A 16,324-nucleotide genomic window follows, 5' to 3' on the forward strand; every position below is an offset into this window, starting at 1 on the left:
GCTTGCTAGGGCCAGTAGTAATGGCAGGCCGAGCACATGTTTTATAAATGGTCGCTTTGTTATAAAAGTCCAAGCGTTGCTCATGAAGGGGGGCATCATTATATCTCCTTATATAAATGCAATAACGTCCGATTGTCTACCGTTTATAGTAGCGTATTTACCATCAACCATCTAGCCGATAGACCCATAAAAATATCTAGGCAATAAAAAACCCAAATTGATGATTCAGTTTGGGTCTGGTACTTATGATTATGATAAAACCAACTGATGATTATTCCGCTGGTTGGTCATCTTTATTTAGCTGCACATATTTATCGAAGTTTTGGGCATAGTCAGTGAGGTTGTCGCTGAGCATTTGACGATACTGCTTGACATAAAACTCGACGATATCGTCTTTTTCTTTGGCAAAATCCTCACCCTTCACAAAGCCAATAGAAGCAACTGACGCGCTATAGCGGGCGGCGGCATATAGTAAAGAAGCACCGACTTGGCCGGAATGAGCATTGGGGCCTAGCTGGCTGTTGGCAACCCCGATGATGGCATCAGCACGCTGATAAAACGCCTGCATTTCAGGGGTAATCTCAAGGCTTGCATCAACAGTGTTGTCTTGAGCGTTGTCTGGATTGGTATCTTGAGACATAAGCGACTCCTAATAAGTATCGGTGGTTTTAAATGGATAATATCAATATATCAGTGCGACTCAGTCGGGCGATTATAAGCCTGCGTCTGCTTTTAATATCTCAGCTTTATCGGTTTTTTCCCACGTAAAGGCAGTTTCTGAGCCTGGACGGCCAAAGTGACCAAAGGTGGCGGTTTGCTGATACATCGGCTGCAACAAGTTGAGCATACGAGTAATGCCATAGGGACGTAAGTCAAAGTGTGTGCGAATCAGACGAATGATCTCTTCGTTGCTGATCTTACTGGTGCCAAAAGTGTTGACGGAGATAGAGGTAGGTTCGGCGACACCGATGGCATAGCTGACTTGTACTTCACAGCGATCGGCCAACCCTGCGGCCACGATGTTTTTGGCGACATAACGTACCGCGTAGGCCGCGCTGCGGTCGACTTTTGATGGATCTTTGCCACTAAAGGCACCACCGCCATGACGTGCCATACCACCGTAAGTATCCACGATGATTTTACGCCCTGTCAGCCCTGCATCACCGACAGGCCCACCAATCACAAACTTACCTGTGGGGTTGATATGATAGCGTGTGCCCGCGTGTAGTAGGTCGGCTGGTAGCACTTGCTTGATGATAGATTCCATAACGGCTTCTTGCAGATCTGCTTGCGAGATGCTTGGGTCGTGCTGCGTGGACAATACCACCGCGTCGATCGCCACCGGAAGATTGCCGTCGTATTTTAGCGTGACTTGTGCTTTGGCGTCTGGACGCAACCAAGGCAGCTCGCCTGCGCGGCGTAGCTCGGACTGACGCTCCATCAGGCGATGAGCAAACTCAATCGGTGCTGGCATCAAGACGTCGGTCTCGTTACTGGCATAACCAAACATCAATCCTTGGTCGCCGGCACCTTGCTCTTCAGGGCTGCTGCGATCGACACCTTGCGCGATCTCAGGCGACTGTTTACCCAGCATATTGATGATAGCGCAGGTCTCGCCATCAAACCCTAGATCTGAATGATGATAGCCAATACCATTGACCGTATCACGAACGATGCGCTCCAAATCAATGTTTGCGGTGGTGGTGACCTCGCCGGCCAATATCACCGCCCCTGTCTTGACCAAGGTCTCACAGGCCACACGGGCGTCTAGGTCTTGCTGTAAAATGGCATCAAGAATGGCATCTGAGATTTGATCAGCCATTTTATCTGGGTGGCCTTCGCTCACAGATTCTGAGGTAAATAAGTTGTATTCGCGCATAATTAGATCGCTTAATTGCAGGGACTGTAATATATAAAACCAGTCATTATTAAATGTTAACGGAAAATAGAAGGTAAAAGTGAATCAAAAAATTATGATATTTTACCGTGAATCGAGGTAAAACTCTAGTGTCAGCCATGGCGGCTAACAATTGTAGAAATCATCGAGGCGGCTGTCTTGTTGCCAGCGGTACTCTGTATAGTTAGCGACTTCTTTTGCGCTATCGCGACCTTGTCTATCAGCAATAAAACCAAGCGCCATATCCATGCCAGCCGTGACACCTGAAGAAGTATAAAACTTGCCATCTACGATCCAGCGCGCCTGCTTTATCCAATCAACCTGATCTGATTGTTCGGTTACCCATTGCCAAGCACGCTTGTTTGACGTGGCTCGTTTATGGTCTAAAATACCTGCCTTCGCCAATAAAGCACTACCCGTACAGACGCTAAGCACCCAGTCGGCGTTATCAGCGAGCGTAGTTAGGGTCTGCAAAAACTTACTATCTTTAATAAGTGGACGTGTACCTTTACCGCCGACGACCAATAATATATTCGTTTGATGGGCTAATTCTGCTACTGCGACAGTTTGTAAGGCAACACCATGATGGTTATGAATGATACCACCTTTCATTGACGCAAACTGAATGCGAAACTCGTTAGGTAAGCTACCAAATAGCTCAATAGGCCCAAATAAGTCTAAAGTTTCGAAGTCGTCAAATACGAGTGCGGTCAAGGTCTGCATTCTGCTTCCTTAAATTAAAGTATTAAGGCGAAGTATTTAGAAAGGAGATGTTTGAAAATCTTTAAGGTGCTCAAAGCCTTTAAAGCTCTACAAATTTGGCTTTGTCTTTAAACATGCACTCATCATAAACCGGGCAAGCACCGCATTTTGGTGTGCGTGCTTGGCAAGTATAGCGCCCGTGCAAGATCAGATAATGATGAGCATCGACGATAAAATCTTCTGGAATGCGCTCAATGAGCTTTTTTTCGACAATTAATACGGTTTTGCCCGTGGCCAGCCCTGTGCGGTTACCCACTCGAAAGATGTGAGTATCGACCGCCATCGTCGGCTGACCAAAGGCAGTGTTGAGCACCACATTGGCGGTTTTACGGCCGACCCCTGCCAGAGACTCTAAGTCTTTGCGGTTATCAGGGACAGTGCTATCAAACTTTTCAATCAGGTCTTGGCAGGTCTTAATGACGTTTTTGGCTTTTGAGTTATACAAGCCGATGTTTTTGATATAAGACTTTAGCCCTTCTTCGCCAAGCGCGAGTATGGCCTCAGGCGTATTGGCCACAGGATATAGTTGCTGGGTGGCGATATTGACACTCACATCCGTTGCTTGTGCGGACAAAATCACGGCAATGAGTAGCTCAAAATTACTGTCGTAATTGAGCTCGGTGACGGGCTCCTTAATCGTCTCGGCCAGCTTTTCAAAAAAAGGCCGCACGTCGCGGTTTGGCATGCGTCTGGAGGGCGGGGTCTCAGCCGTTTTGTGTTTGACCGTTTTACTCATGGTGTTTGACTTTATTTGATATGTTGTTGGGCGTGAATCATCGAATCACTCATTAGCATAATTGTGCCAGCTCGGCTTGTAGTGTCTCAAGCTCGGCTTGTTTTTTGTCATTGGCGCGTACCGTAAGCTGCTTTTCTAATTTTTTGATTTTGGTGCGTAATTTGGCCGCAGCTATGGTGTTTTTTGCTTGAGCTTCGCTGATATCAACAGCTTGGCTGGTGGCGTTATTGAGTTTGGCTTCGACCATACTGACTACCGGCTTGGTGTTGCTGCTATCGCTTAGCTGCTCCGTGACGCGGCCTAAATGCGTATGATAACGCTGGCGCAAATCTTCTTGCTCAGCTTGCCGCTCAGCGGAACTAAGCGTACGCTCGATAGTGACCAGATCGATACAGTCAACAGGGCAGGGTGCTAGGCAAAGCTCACAGCCCGTGCACAAGTCGGTAAAGATGGTATGCATGTGTTTACCAGTACCGACGATGGCATCGACGGGGCAGGCAGGGATACATTTAGTGCAGCCTATACAGTCCTCTTCGCGGATGACAGCCCGCACTTCAGTTGGGCGCTCGGAGCTGGCATCTATCGGCCACTGTGAAGGAGCAGCGGTGGGGGTTTGGCCTTGCTGATAACGCTCTGTATCGACAATTTTTGCGATCGCATCCGTCACGGGCTGGCCGCCAGGCACGCATTTATTGTATGGCTCGCCATCTACAACGATGGCGGCCGCGTATGGCAAGCAGCCGTCGGGATGCTCGCACAGGCCGCACTGCGTCTGTGGCAGGCAGGCATCCACCGCTGCAATCTGCGACGAGACATCAGCAGGCAGCGTGTCAATCTGTAGGTCATCAAACAATATGGGCAGATTGATCAGACGGATAGGGGCGTTACTTTGCATGTTATTAAAAACCTTAACACCAGTACAAAAAGGGTGTTGGTATATAGTTGATCTCTCATAACACTGCTGGCTGGTTTACGAGCGTTTCGCTTGCCTGTCTTCATGAGCGTGATGAAAGTATGGCTATTGATGGGTGATAAACGACCATCGCTGCGTTCAGGCGGTCATTTTAAATGGATGATAACAAAATCACAATATTGGCGCATCCTCATCAGCGCATCATCTTTGCCAAAAAGTTTTGCTGAGATGGGCGGGCAAGGTTATAGCGCACTGGTCATGGTCAAATCATGGTCAAAGACGCTGGTAGTCATGCGTCATTAGCAAATTGATACATTGGGCTAAATAATGGACTCAATCACCTATGATGGCTAAGCCATGCCTTGCTCACGGAGGATCTGCTCAATCAGCTCATAAGCAATACTGCCTTTCGCAGGTATCTTGGGCAGGTTTGAGAGATCAAAGAAGTCTGCATGTGACAGCTCATCTTCTTGAATCATCAGCTCGCCACCTGCATACGTAGCACGAAATCCGAGCATCAAGTTTGACGGATATGGCCACGGCTGACTACTGACATAGCGGATATCTGTCAGATGAATATTGACTTCTTCATACACCTCGCGCACCACGGCGTGCTCAAGGCTTTCTCCCACCTCAACAAACCCTGCGATCAGGCCATACTGCAGCGGCTGTTTTTGTTGACCGTAGCGATGATGATGCGCCAGTAAAATTTGCATTGCACCCGTTTGCGGATTAGGGCGGGTAATGGCAGTGATGATGCACGGCTGGACACGCGGGTATTGGCGCAGCTTGCAAGTCGGGCAGACCATCGCTCGCTCACCCAGTCGCGCATGAACGACTGGCGAGGCGCAGCGGCTACAAAACTGCGTGTCAGCTTGCCAGCGCAGCAGCTGTATGGCTTGGCTGAGTTGGTCGCTCAAGGCCATGGGAAGCTGGGTGAGCAGCTGGCGATACGGGATAAAGGCATTACCACTACTTTCAGCGATGAGAGGTAAGGCGATATGGTGCGCCGTGGCATACTCATAGGTCATGGCACAGGTTGCGCGCGCAGTAAACGCATGAGTTGGCTTATCAAGCGTAGTATTATTGGCGTTGGCGTTATGACGGTTGTCATCAGCCTGCCAATGACTGGGCGCTAGGCTCTCAAGCAGTGTGACACATCCGAGCTGATAGGCGGGCACTGCGGCATCATCGGTGGCCGCAGCACCAGACGCCAGATAGTCAACGTGCCACGGCCACCACCCCTCAGGCGTTTGACGGCACAATACCGTATCATCACTAAAAATAAAAGCGCAGGTCATATCAGGGTTCCAAACGATAGCGAAAGCAAATAAAAACAAGTCTGTACCTGATGAGATACAGACTTATAAGACAGAAACAACGGTCTATTTTACCTAACCATAAAGCGGAAAAGCACAGCATATGGGTAGAGTAGGTAATGAGTAGCAGCCAGCTTGTCTTGACTAGGCTAGGCTGCTAGCAGCTGACTTAGGCTTTGCTGTCCGACATCAAGCGCTTGTTTACTCACAGGACGGTTATGTTCAAACCCATCTAAATGGTGATCGACTGCCATGATGACATCTGCAATACATGCCAGTGTACCGTCTTCGATGCGTCTGCCACTCTCGATACGCTGCTCGATATAGTTGGCCAATTGACTGAGCATGCTAGCAGGGGTCGGCAGCTGTAAGAAGCGCACAGCACCGGCCACTTGGCGCATCATCTCAGGGATGTTTTGGATATTTAGCATATCGTGCTCAGGCTCGGCCAGATAATCATTGATAGCTTGCTCTGCATTGGCGATGGCCGTACGGCTTTCTTGTATCAAGGTATCATTGGCTGTATTTAGCTGATGCAAAGAGATGTGAGGGTTGTTTAGCGGTAAGTAAATCGCCCCTGGTGTGTGCATTTCAGCCATGGCGATGGTGGCATTTTCAGCATGCATGAGCGCCAGCAATAGACGATCGAAGTCCTCAGGCGAGGGCGCTTGCCAACGGCCGACCTCCTCGGCTGCGGCGCGCAAACTGTCGGCAGCACTTGACAATCCAAGCAGACGAAGTGCTGAGCCCAAGGTCGCTAATTCTTCTATGATTTTGGCTGTTTGCATCTCAGCGCTATTGACAGAGTCGCCGCGCGCGTAGCTATCGACCTCTTCTTTAATGGTATTGATCTGCGTCTGAATCATAGTGTTTAGCGTATCAGTAAGGGCGCGGTTGGGACCAAATAAAAACCGTCTCATTTGCTCAAGTTGCGGCTCTTCTAGCCGGTTTTGCGCATATTGCTCGCGTAGATGCTGTGCCGCTTTGTTATCGCGCTGACAAGCAAAGCTGACCAAATCAGCAAAACGTGTATCCATCACAGGCAGATAGCTTTGGAATTGCTGCTCTAGATAAATCAGTGTGTGCTTTTGGCTTAACGTGAGCGGTAGGATGGCCGCGATGTCGGCAGTAGCCGCAGCGGCCGCTTGCCAAAACAAACTGCTGGTCTTGGAGGCAATCAACGCGCAGGCTGCGCTCATGGCATTGAGCTTTTGCTGCGCATCTGCGCTGACAGTGCCATCTTGGTTTAATAAGGCAACGCCAAGACCGCTACGATAAGCATCTGTCAATAGCTCGTTGTTTAAGCCAAGCTCATGCAGTGGTTGGAAGTTTTTTTCTGGACTGGCAATGATGACGCTACTGCTACCAAAGGCTGAAAAGTAGTCAGCGGTGATAGGAGCGTGCTGGCCATGCGCGTTTAGCTTATTGATCACAGGTAACAATAGCGTCGGCTCTACCGACTCTGTCAATAAGACAAACTCGACATAGCGATCTAGTGTCATGATGGCCTCTGACAAGTCCATGATCAAATTGACATCGTTATTGTCGCCGTTGTCGTATAGGCGCTGTAAACCATTGACGATGGCGGTGTTTAGCGCCTCAGCACCAACCAAAGAGATGAGTTTGAAAATACGAGACAGCTGCTTTAGGACGATGATGGAGTCTAGCAATAAAGGCGCTTGAGTATTGTCATCATTAAACTCGCTAAGATGGGTCTCGGTATCTTTAAGCGTCACGACAATCTCATCATGCAACAAATGCAGTGAAGGTAAGTTAAAGTCAGTAACACTAAGCGTTGGGGCGGTTAACTTCATTTGCGCAGACTGGTCCATAAGTGTGTTTCCATAACGTACTGATAAGAGTAACGATTGTTCAAATACGAAGTAACAAAGCGTTTGAATGAAAAAGCGTTTATTAGTAATGTTTTAACGCTTAATATAATAATCAAGACTATATTATACAAATGTCGGATTAGAAAGTGATTTTAGTGACCGCTACATATTGTTTTTGAGGGCAGGGAAGTCTTCTGCCAGTGACGCATACCAGTGTTGGCTTGCGCTCTCATCCATAGGCGACTGTAGTAATAGATCTGCCAGCTCCGAAAAATGGGCATGACCGGTCTGTCCGCCGTCGGTTTGTGTGTCTTCTTCGATGGCGAGAGCGACCTGTCCACCGGTCATTGCCAGATAGACCTCGGCCAAGATCTCCGAATCTAGTAATGCCCCGTGAAAAGTACGATCTTGCTTACCGACGTCTAAGCGGCGCACCAACGCATCTAGCGTGTTTTTTTGTCCTGGGTATTGCTGCTTGGCCATCGCCAAAGAGTCAGTGACCTGTATGCGCTCGGCGAAGTCGTGCAAGCCAACTTTGGCAAACTCCATGCTCAAGAAGTTGATATCAAAGGTGGCGTTATGCGCGATGACCTCAGCGCCATCCATAAAATCATACAGTGCTTGTGCGACTTGGTCAAAGGTCGGCTTGTCTGCCAAAAACGCCTCAGAGATACCGTGAATACGAATCACTTCTTCGTCCATCCCGCGCTGTGGATTGATATAGACGTGGAGCTTTTCGCCCGTAAACTTACGGCCGACCAGCTCGACGATACCCACTTCGATGATGCGGTCGCCCTTTAGAGGGTCAAGGCCCGTGGTCTCAGTATCCATGATAAGCTGACGATCAGAATCATGGCGATGGATGGGCTTTGGCAATAGTGGCCTAAAGTGAGGGTTAGCACGACTGGTATCGCCATCAAACTTGGGCATTTCCTCTGCGCTAGCCATTTGTGTGTCAGCTTGGCTGACTGAGGAGGTGTCAGTATTTGGCATGTGCGTGTTTGGGTTGGCGTCAGTCATGGTTGCTTGCTCTGTTGGTCGCTGAGTGTGGCTAGAGATGATTGGATGGTCAGCAAGGCTACGGGTATCTTGGCTTTGCGAGCTGTCCGCTGGCGTCTCATCTGTATCGTCATCGATCATATCCAACCCTAAGGGGTCAAAGGTTAGCCAATCGTCATGGCGGCGCTGGCTAGCCTCAACCGTTAAGGGGTCTTTTTTTTTAGGCAATTCAGTTGTCGCTTGTACCTCGCTGCTGGAGGTCACCCCCAGATTGGCCAGCTCGTCGGCTTTTTCGTTGCCAGCATGTCCAGCATGTCCTTTGACCCAGTGCCAATCGACATCGCGCTGTTGACAGAGCGCATCTAGCTGCTGCCAGAGATCTTGGTTAGCGACTGGTTTTTTGCTCGCCGTCTTCCAGCCTCTTTTTTTCCAGCCAGCGATCCAATCAGTGATGCCGTTTTTGACATAGCTTGAGTCTGTCCAAATCTCAAGGGTATGCGCTGGCGGGCTGTGCGTTAAGGCTTGTATCGCGCCCATCAGCTCCATGCGATTGTTGGTGGTTTGTGCTTCGCCGCCATATAGGTCTTGGGTGCGGCCATCACTAAATATCAGGTGCGCGCCCCAACCGCCAGCACCCGGATTGCCTTTACAAGCGCCATCGGTATAGGCAACCGTCGTGTTTGCTTTGGCCGCGAGCGGATCTGCCGCGTGGTCGGTGTGGGTATGAAGCATCGAATGCGGACTGTCTGACATAAAAGCTGAGCAACCTGATAAATGATAACGGCAAGAATAAAAAAAGCGAACGTAGCGCGCGTTTTGGTCGTTTTAGTACAAAACTGCGCTGCGTATTTTGGGTCTGAGTATAGCAAATATCAGCTTACTATGGGTAATTATGGGCGGCGCTGGGGCACAAAATCTTTGCTGAAAATTAGGGCGTGTCCTCAATTCAATTGATAGCCATCTAAATGGGCTAAAAATGGCTAAATCTGGCCAAACGGTGTCAAATAGCTGACTAGGGCGTGTTGAACATTCACAAATAGGCACTGCTGATCGCTAAAATTGTTCCAGACAAGGCGCAAAGCGACGATAATGCAGATGCCTTAGCTAGATTTGCAACGCAGTATGGCGCAATTTTAGCATCAGCCGTAGGGACAGGACTCTTTTTTGCCGCTTCATTGGTAAAAATAGACGCTTAGAGCAACTAAGCTTACTATTTTTACCTTCGAATCGTCTAAAAAATAGTCTCTGTCAGTGCCATGGTTGAATGTTCAACACGCCCTAATATCTCGATATTATCTGCGCTATTTTCCTTGTTTGATGGCGATTTATCTCATTTTTATCACCATTTTTAAAATGAGGACACGCCCTAGATGGTCAGGTTATCTTTCTGGTTTTCTGTTAAAATAAGCCGCGTCACCGCCGGATAACGGTATAAGACGTATTGTCGCCCTTTATTTAATCCGTGCCTCTCACGCATAAATGCAGGATAACGCCCTCATGTTATTACGCTCAGCTAGTTTTTGTAAAAAACTCACCCCGCTGCTGGTTGCCACCGTCGTAAGCAGCGCTATGTTTTTGACCGCGTGTAATGACAACGACACGCTAGATGAGACGGCGGCGGTAGTGCCAGCAGATTTGTCGGTGTTTGAGGGGTGTTATACCGTCAGTCATGATGAGCCTGCTCAAATAAAAATCAGTCAACAAGCGGGCGCGTGGGTCATGCAAATGAAAGAGCCGGCAAGCAGTGGCCGCGTTTGGGACACGCCTGAGCCATTAGAAGCCATCGAAAACAGTGAAGTCCCGCAGTTCTTTTCGATCGATCCTGATAATGTCGATGCGGTCATCGGTCGCCCTGATAGAGTACTGGTCTTGGCACACGCCAAACCCGCTTATGCCAACATCGATCCGCTGCTAGATAGTGAGTATCTGTCCTATATTTACCGCGGCGCCAATACCATCTATCAGGTGGCATGTGATGAGGTCAATACCGATATTTTGGCCAATCCGCATGCCAATATTATCATCGATAATGTCAATGAGAGCCGATAAGCCGATCTTTGAAGAGTCTTTAACGAGGTCTTTTGGGCAGATAAAAGCGCGCGACGACGGTAGTAGAGGCGCTTACAAACCTCTCAATAATGTGCTCGTCATGTCGCTGTATTATCATGTGTTTTTATTATGAATAGTCAGTTGAGTCAGGTCGTATGAATTTTTTTAGTTATGTGGTGTTGGGCGGGTTTTCTTATGCCGCTGGTTGGGCGGTCAGAACCTATATACTTGATAAAAAGCCCAAATCTGAGCAGCCTTATAACCTCAAGCATCCAACCATTTTAGCCTATCTTGGCAGTTTTTTTATCGTGATGTTGGTGGTTTCTTGGCTGATTGGTCGCTACTTGCTCGGTCATCTCGCCATTGATTTGCCTTTTATCATCGTCAATAGCTTGGTGGCGACCTTCGTGTATTCATTTGGCCTAAATCCAGAAAACGCCAATTATGGGGTGCCTGATTGATAGGAACGGTGTCAAACTCAAATAGTTGACCTCAATATTATCTGCGCTATTTTGCTTGTTTGGCGGCGATTTATCATATTTTTATCAGCATGTTTCAAATGAAGATACGTCTTAATAAAACAGGGTCAATGACGCTTACATGGACCCTGTTTTGTTCAGCTAGCTATCAGCCATGATGACTGGTAGTTGTGATTTACTTATCTTTGCTGGATTGTTCTTTGTCTGACTTTTTAAAGGTTGGTTTTGAGTCCTTGTCTGTGTCTACAGATTTGTCTTCGGTAGCCGTTTGTTCATCCTTCCATTTTTTGTATTTCGTTAAATCCTTGTCTATCATTTTAAGACAAAACTTGAGTACCAAGGCGTCATCGATATGACCGATAAAGGGAATAAAGTCAGGAATGATATCGATGGGGTTGAGGACATAAAGCAAGCCAACCACCGCTGCTGAGATGGTCTTATAAGGAATGTTGCGATAATTGCCCTGATAGTAGTCTTTTACTAGGCTCATCAGCAGCAATAAGTCTTTGGCATAGCCTTCAAGGCCTTGGTCTTTTTTGAGTTGGTCGTTTAGTTTGTCTTCTTTGCCTACGATGAGCTTTATACTATCCATCAGGCTTTTATTGTCTTTTTCTTTATCGGCCATACTAAGAGTCCTTATATGAATGTTAGGGTAAATGTTTTTGGCTAATGGTGTTTTGATCTATTATTGTCGTACCCTTTACTATAGCAAGAGTCATGACGTCATCCAAATAAGACGATGAGTGGTTCTGTATCATTTTGTTGACTGTGTGCGCAGCTGAAGATGCCACGTCAAGTGGCCTAAAACCCTGACGCTAGCCAAAATTTGATGCTAGACAGAACCTGATGGTTGTAACCTAGTGATTGTAACTTAACGACAGTTTTGAGCTGCGTTATAAGAAAATAGCGGTTTAATAAACTATTACGAAATAAAGTATTGCTGAATATAGTCGTCATCGATGACAATAAAGGTAGCATTATGACCAAAATATCCTTCGCCCTCAATCGTCGCCAGTTCCTGCGTCAAGCTAGCCTCTATGCAGGGGCGGGGCTGCTCGTCACGCGCGCCGTGGCGCACTCATCTATACAGGCGAACCCGCCAGAGAGCCACCTGCCGCTGACCAAAGATGATCTGCCAACGGCTGTAGAGGAGCGTGCTGCTGAAAAGACAATGGCTGAGAGCTTGCCGGCAAAGCGTCTTTGCATCACACCAAGTATTGAGACGCGGCTGTTTGCCAGCTCTAACGTCGGAGGTAGCCAGCAGCGTAATGCGCGGGCTTTAGAGCGCTTGGTCTGCGCGGGTTTTCAGGTAGATAATCCGGCGATTACCGAGCGGCAGTATTTGCGTTTTGCGGGTACGGACTCGCAGCGCGCCAGTGACTTACAAAACATCGCGACTGGTGCCATTGCCGCCCCCCAATTATTGCTTGGGGTACGCGGTGGCTACGGTGCTATGCGCCTATTGCCGATGGTGGATTGGTCGACGCTTGGACGTATTATGAAGGAGCGCGGCACGATACTGGCAGGGTTTAGCGATGTGACCGCCATCCAGTGTGCGCTGTTGGCAAAAGGCGGTATGAGCTCGCTTGCGGCACCCATGCTCTATAGCGAGTTTGGCAAAACCAAGCCTGATGAGGTTAGCTGCCGACATTTTGTAGCAGCATTAACCACTCCCAATCTGACTATCGATATACAAGATGCGTCGTTAACCAGTGTAAATTTACCCAGTATTCTGACAAATTCTGAGCCAAAAACACTAACCGGCACTATGTGGGGTGGCAATCTAAGCGTGGTATCGGCGCTGGCAGGTAGTGAGTATTTGCCACGTATTGCTGGCGGTATCGTATTTTTAGAAGACGTCGGCGAGCAAGCTTACCGTATCGAGCGCATGCTCTATGATTTGTATTTGGCAGGAGTGTTTAAAGGTCAGCAGGCGATTGTATTTGGTGCGTTATCGGGTAGTGGTGAGGACAGTTATGACAAGCGCTATGATGTCGCCACCGTGATTCGTCAATTGCATCAGCTGACAGGATTACCGATTTATAGCGGCATGCGCTTTGGTCATATTGGACAAAAGCACAGCTTTCCACTTGGCGCGATGTGTCAGATTAGTCCAAATACAGTTGGTGGCTATCAATTGGTATTTAGTGATTACCCAACGATTAAAGCTGATGCCATTTATGGCGAAGGGTTATGGCAAAATGTTTAGTGGTTAAAAATATAATAAATAAAAGTCTAAATCGCCAGTCGTGAAAATTTACTCTGATATTCTTTTGGGGTCAGCTCGGTAGCGCGTTTAAACAGCCGCGTAAATGACGAGATGTCATCATAGCCGACTTGCTCCGCTAGCGATTTTATCGTCACATCGCCCAATTCCAGTAAGCGCTTTGCCTGCTCAATACGCACTGCTTGAATATATTCAATCGGGCGCATGGCGACGGCGGCTTGAAAACGTCTGTTTAAGGTGCGCGGGGTGATATTGACCATGGCGGCCAAATGGCTCACCTGTATCGCTTGCCTAAAATTTTCCTCGATAAATTCTTGTACTTTCTGAACCAGTTGGTCAGCGTGCGGCTTATGTAAAGTCACATTGGTATAGCTGTTTTGATTACCGCGTTTACTATCAATAATCTGGGTTTTTGCCACTTGGGTCGAAATCTCGCGCCCGCAATAACGCTCGATTAATAATAATCCCAAGTCGTAAAATGCGCTACCACCTGCTGCACAAAATATATTGCCTGATTGATGTGCTGAATCACTTTCTGACTCATTTTTTGATCTGCTTTTTGAGTGAGTAACAAACTGATTTTCTTGCAAATCAACCAGTGGAAAATCTGCCTTAAACTTACTCGCATAACCCCAATGGGTTGTCGCGACTTTGCCATCGAGCAAGCCTGCTTTTGCTAAAAAGAACGCGCCGCTACAGTTACTAGCGATATCGGCTTTGGTATTTGCCAGTCGCTTGATATGTTCAATCAGCTCAGCGTTCTGACTCAAGACTTTATCGATGGAATCGCCAATGGTTGGGATTAACAATAAATCGCATTCCGTCACCTGCCGAATATCGCCATGCGCGCGCATGATTAAGCGATTGCTACATCTGATATCTGCGCCACCTAAGCTTGCAATCTGCACATTAAATCTCGGTTCGACTTCCTCATCCAAAAAGCGCTGCCAACTCACTCCGGTAAATGAAAATAAATCTAATGCGCCTGTCAAAGCGCTGCCAAGCACACCATCAAAACCGACAATGATGACGTTAAAGGGTTTGAAGTAGGGCATGGCTACGTAATTTCCTTTCAAAATACTTATTAAAAATGACGTTTTTTGACGGGGTTTTTCTAATTTAACACATGAGTTTTGTCGTATTTGACCATGATTATGTCATAAATGACAATACAGCAAGGCGTTAAATTAGATTACTATCAAGTCATCAACAAATTTAATGAGCCAGCGAGAACACTATGGCAGCAGATATGCTTATCAACGACTTTGAATTACCGTTCCAATTATATGATGTATTGGGCGCAGAAACCTTAACCGAGCATCCGAAGTTTGCAGAACACAGCCGCGAAACCTTTGACGCGGTATTGGGTACCGCCAATAAAATCGCCACTGATTTGTTTTTACCGCATAATCATGTGGCCGACAAGAACGAGCCACAGTTTGATGGCAAAAAAGTCAGCATGATAGACGATGTCAAAGTCGCCTTTGATGCCTTTCGTGAGTCGGGCTTTATCGCCGGACGTTATCGCTTTGACGATGGTGGCATGCAACTGCCCGAAACCGTCATGACGGCGGTAGCAGGCTATTTTATGGCAGCCAATCCATCGACCACGGCTTATCCATTTTTGACCACGGCGGCGATTAATGTCATTTCTCATTTCGCCAGTGATGAGATTAAAAATGCCTTTATGCCGCGTATGCTAACCGGTGAATTCACTGGCACTATGGCACTGACAGAGCCGCATGCTGGCTCGTCACTTGCTGATATCAAAACCACTGCCGTGAAGCAAAACGACGGCAGCTATCGTATCAAAGGCAGCAAGATTTATATCTCAGCGGGCGATCACGAATTGTCTGACAACATCGTGCATCTGGTTTTAGCAAAAGTGCCGGGCGGTCCTGGTGGCGTCAAAGGTATCTCGCTATTTGCCGTGCCCAAGTATCGACTCAATGATGATTTATCGGTCGGCGAATGCAACGATGTGCATTTGACTGGACTGATTCACAAGCTTGGCTATCGCGGCGCGACGTCTACGGCATTGAGCTTTGGCGATGCAGGCGAGTGTCACGGCTATCTGATTGGGGATGAGCATTTTGGCCTGCGCTATATGTTTAAAATGATGAACGAAGCGCGTATTGCAGTTGGTTTTGGCGCGGCGATGATTGGCTATCGCGGTTATCAGTACTCACTCGATTATGCCAAAGACAGAGTGCAGGGCAGAATTGCACCGAATGATAAACCTGAAGATGCAGCAACGGCAATTATTAATCACGGTGACGTCAAACGTATGCTGCTTGCGCAAAAAGCCTATAGCGAGGGCGGTATTTCACTCTGTCTCTATGGCTCCAATCTCATTGACCGTATCAATACCTGTGAAGACGCCACCCAGCAAGCTGAGCTATCAGAATTACTAGATTTACTCACACCAGTGCTCAAAGCATGGCCGTCAGAGTATGGTCCCAAAGCCAATGATCTAGGTATTCAAGTATTGGGCGGTGCAGGTTATACGCGTGAATATCAAGCCGAGCAGTTTTGGCGAGATAACCGTCTCAATCCCATTCATGAAGGCACAAATGGTGTGCAGGCGTTAGATTTGTCATTTCGTAAATTATGGCAAAAAGGCGGACTTGGTATCCAAATCTTAAAACGTGAAATCACTCAAGACTTAGAAAGTATTCGTACACCAGAAACCGCCAAAATTGCCGGTAAGCTCATGCCTTATATGGGTCATTTACATGAAGTGCTCGTGCATTTAAGCAAAATCTTACAAACAGAAAAAGCCATCACCTTAACTGGTAATGCACAAGCATTGATGAATATATTTGCGACTATTGTGGTGAGCTGGATTTGGGTTCGCCAAGCGAGCAAAGCTGAGCAACTATTAAGTATGACGCAAGATGTTGAGCAGCAGAATTTCTATCACGGCAAAATACAAGCGGCCAAATACTTTATCGATTGGGAATTGCCCTTAATCAACCGCGATATCGAGCTGTTAAATAACGACAATGCAGTATGCACGGATATGCAAGCCGAGTGGTTTTAATCAATAAGAGGTGAGTAGTATCATTTTGTAGGAACTTGCACCAGATAAAATAATACAATTTTAAAGGA

15 protein-coding genes are annotated in these 16,324 nt (G+C 47.5%); 5 read left to right on the forward strand and 10 right to left on the reverse strand.

Going from position 1 to position 16,324, the window contains the following annotated elements; all coding sequences use genetic code 11:
* Positions 1–271 precede the first annotated feature (271 nt).
* The 5 genes from ACNFVB_RS05570 to ACNFVB_RS05590 form a co-directional block, all read right to left on the reverse strand.
* Positions 272–568: a DUF3144 domain-containing protein gene (locus tag ACNFVB_RS05570; RefSeq protein WP_075101243.1), complete on the reverse strand. Its 297-nt coding sequence runs from the start codon at positions 566–568 to the stop codon at positions 272–274.
* Positions 569–712: 144 nt separating this feature from the next.
* Positions 713–1,879, reverse strand: a complete 1,167-nt coding sequence (gene metK / locus ACNFVB_RS05575) for a methionine adenosyltransferase (protein ID WP_430738358.1) — start codon at positions 1,877–1,879, stop codon at positions 713–715.
* Positions 1,880–2,023: 144 nt separating this feature from the next.
* Positions 2,024–2,620, reverse strand: a complete 597-nt coding sequence (locus tag ACNFVB_RS05580; protein WP_430738359.1) for a DJ-1/PfpI family protein — start codon at positions 2,618–2,620, stop codon at positions 2,024–2,026.
* A gap of 79 nt (positions 2,621–2,699) precedes the next feature.
* Positions 2,700–3,395, reverse strand: coding sequence for an endonuclease III (gene nth / locus ACNFVB_RS05585; protein ID WP_192993885.1), 696 nt, complete (start codon positions 3,393–3,395; stop codon positions 2,700–2,702).
* Positions 3,396–3,447: 52 nt separating this feature from the next.
* Positions 3,448–4,290 (reverse strand): RnfABCDGE type electron transport complex subunit B, encoded by an 843-nt coding sequence (locus tag ACNFVB_RS05590; protein ID WP_430738360.1) that lies wholly within the window; start codon positions 4,288–4,290, stop codon positions 3,448–3,450.
* A gap of 111 nt (positions 4,291–4,401) precedes the next feature.
* Here ACNFVB_RS05590 and ACNFVB_RS05595 point away from each other — a divergent pair, with 111 nt between their 5' ends.
* The gene (locus ACNFVB_RS05595; protein WP_430738361.1) at positions 4,402–4,611 is read left to right on the forward strand and encodes a hypothetical protein; all 210 of its coding nucleotides are present in this window, start codon (positions 4,402–4,404) and stop codon (positions 4,609–4,611) included.
* A 47-nt stretch (positions 4,612–4,658) separates the two neighbouring features.
* Here ACNFVB_RS05595 and nudC read toward each other — a convergent pair whose 3' ends face one another.
* The 3 genes from nudC to dnaQ all read right to left on the reverse strand — a co-directional run bounded on the left by nudC (position 4,659) and on the right by dnaQ (position 9,211).
* Positions 4,659–5,609, reverse strand: coding sequence for an NAD(+) diphosphatase (gene nudC, locus ACNFVB_RS05600; RefSeq protein ID WP_274632492.1), 951 nt, complete (start codon positions 5,607–5,609; stop codon positions 4,659–4,661).
* A gap of 167 nt (positions 5,610–5,776) precedes the next feature.
* The gene (locus ACNFVB_RS05605; protein ID WP_430738362.1) at positions 5,777–7,459 is read right to left on the reverse strand and encodes a hypothetical protein; all 1,683 of its coding nucleotides are present in this window, start codon (positions 7,457–7,459) and stop codon (positions 5,777–5,779) included.
* 162 nt (positions 7,460–7,621) lie between these two features.
* On the reverse strand, positions 7,622–9,211 hold the full coding sequence (gene dnaQ, locus ACNFVB_RS05610; RefSeq protein WP_430738363.1) for a DNA polymerase III subunit epsilon: 1,590 nt from the start codon (positions 9,209–9,211) through the stop codon (positions 7,622–7,624).
* 744 nt (positions 9,212–9,955) lie between these two features.
* Here dnaQ and ACNFVB_RS05615 point away from each other — a divergent pair.
* Entirely contained in the window at positions 9,956–10,507 is a 552-nt protein-coding gene (locus ACNFVB_RS05615) for a hypothetical protein (RefSeq protein WP_289056867.1), read from the forward strand.
* A gap of 155 nt (positions 10,508–10,662) precedes the next feature.
* Positions 10,663–10,968, forward strand: a complete 306-nt coding sequence (locus ACNFVB_RS05620; protein ID WP_430738364.1) for a hypothetical protein — start codon at positions 10,663–10,665, stop codon at positions 10,966–10,968.
* A gap of 193 nt (positions 10,969–11,161) precedes the next feature.
* Here the strand turns inward: ACNFVB_RS05620 and ACNFVB_RS05625 are convergent, their stop codons facing one another.
* Entirely contained in the window at positions 11,162–11,611 is a 450-nt protein-coding gene (locus ACNFVB_RS05625) for a YkvA family protein (RefSeq protein WP_201586423.1), read from the reverse strand.
* Positions 11,612–11,965: 354 nt separating this feature from the next.
* Here ACNFVB_RS05625 and ACNFVB_RS05630 point away from each other — a divergent pair, with 354 nt between their 5' ends.
* A complete protein-coding gene (locus ACNFVB_RS05630) occupies positions 11,966–13,195 on the forward strand; it encodes an LD-carboxypeptidase (protein WP_430738365.1) in 1,230 nt (409 codons plus the stop codon).
* A 26-nt stretch (positions 13,196–13,221) separates the two neighbouring features.
* Here the strand turns inward: ACNFVB_RS05630 and ACNFVB_RS05635 are convergent, their stop codons facing one another.
* Entirely contained in the window at positions 13,222–14,268 is a 1,047-nt protein-coding gene (locus ACNFVB_RS05635) for a GlxA family transcriptional regulator (protein ID WP_430738366.1), read from the reverse strand.
* A 182-nt stretch (positions 14,269–14,450) separates the two neighbouring features.
* On the opposite strand from ACNFVB_RS05635, the gene ACNFVB_RS05640 reads away from it, so the two are divergent.
* Positions 14,451–16,256, forward strand: a complete 1,806-nt coding sequence (locus tag ACNFVB_RS05640; RefSeq protein WP_430738367.1) for an acyl-CoA dehydrogenase — start codon at positions 14,451–14,453, stop codon at positions 16,254–16,256.
* Positions 16,257–16,324: the final 68 nt, after the last annotated feature.

The sequence above is a fragment of the Psychrobacter sp. VH5 genome, assembly GCF_050572635.1.
Classification (GTDB): Bacteria; Pseudomonadota; Gammaproteobacteria; order Pseudomonadales; family Moraxellaceae; genus Psychrobacter; species Psychrobacter celer.

What these genes read in the sequence shown, in the direction of transcription:
- nudC (WP_274632492.1), bottom strand. Translation starts at nt 5,609, where the DNA reads ATGACCTGCGCTTTTATTTTTAGTGATGATACGGTATTGTGCCGTCAA.
- ACNFVB_RS05570 (WP_075101243.1), bottom strand. Translation starts at nt 568, where the DNA reads ATGCAGGCGTTTTATCAGCGTGCTGATGCCATCATCGGGGTTGCCAAC.
- ACNFVB_RS05635 (WP_430738366.1), bottom strand. Translation starts at nt 14,268, where the DNA reads ATGCCCTACTTCAAACCCTTTAACGTCATCATTGTCGGTTTTGATGGT.
- ACNFVB_RS05580 (WP_430738359.1), bottom strand. Translation starts at nt 2,620, where the DNA reads ATGCAGACCTTGACCGCACTCGTATTTGACGACTTCGAAACTTTAGAC.
- ACNFVB_RS05590 (WP_430738360.1), bottom strand. Translation starts at nt 4,290, where the DNA reads ATGCAAAGTAACGCCCCTATCCGTCTGATCAATCTGCCCATATTGTTT.
- ACNFVB_RS05630 (WP_430738365.1), top strand. Translation starts at nt 11,966, where the DNA reads ATGACCAAAATATCCTTCGCCCTCAATCGTCGCCAGTTCCTGCGTCAA.
- ACNFVB_RS05605 (WP_430738362.1), bottom strand. Translation starts at nt 7,459, where the DNA reads ATGGACCAGTCTGCGCAAATGAAGTTAACCGCCCCAACGCTTAGTGTT.
- ACNFVB_RS05625 (WP_201586423.1), bottom strand. Translation starts at nt 11,611, where the DNA reads ATGGCCGATAAAGAAAAAGACAATAAAAGCCTGATGGATAGTATAAAG.
- ACNFVB_RS05615 (WP_289056867.1), top strand. Translation starts at nt 9,956, where the DNA reads ATGTTATTACGCTCAGCTAGTTTTTGTAAAAAACTCACCCCGCTGCTG.
- ACNFVB_RS05640 (WP_430738367.1), top strand. Translation starts at nt 14,451, where the DNA reads ATGGCAGCAGATATGCTTATCAACGACTTTGAATTACCGTTCCAATTA.
- dnaQ (WP_430738363.1), bottom strand. Translation starts at nt 9,211, where the DNA reads ATGTCAGACAGTCCGCATTCGATGCTTCATACCCACACCGACCACGCG.
- metK (WP_430738358.1), bottom strand. Translation starts at nt 1,879, where the DNA reads ATGCGCGAATACAACTTATTTACCTCAGAATCTGTGAGCGAAGGCCAC.
- ACNFVB_RS05620 (WP_430738364.1), top strand. Translation starts at nt 10,663, where the DNA reads ATGAATTTTTTTAGTTATGTGGTGTTGGGCGGGTTTTCTTATGCCGCT.
- ACNFVB_RS05595 (WP_430738361.1), top strand. Translation starts at nt 4,402, where the DNA reads ATGAAAGTATGGCTATTGATGGGTGATAAACGACCATCGCTGCGTTCA.
- nth (WP_192993885.1), bottom strand. Translation starts at nt 3,395, where the DNA reads ATGAGTAAAACGGTCAAACACAAAACGGCTGAGACCCCGCCCTCCAGA.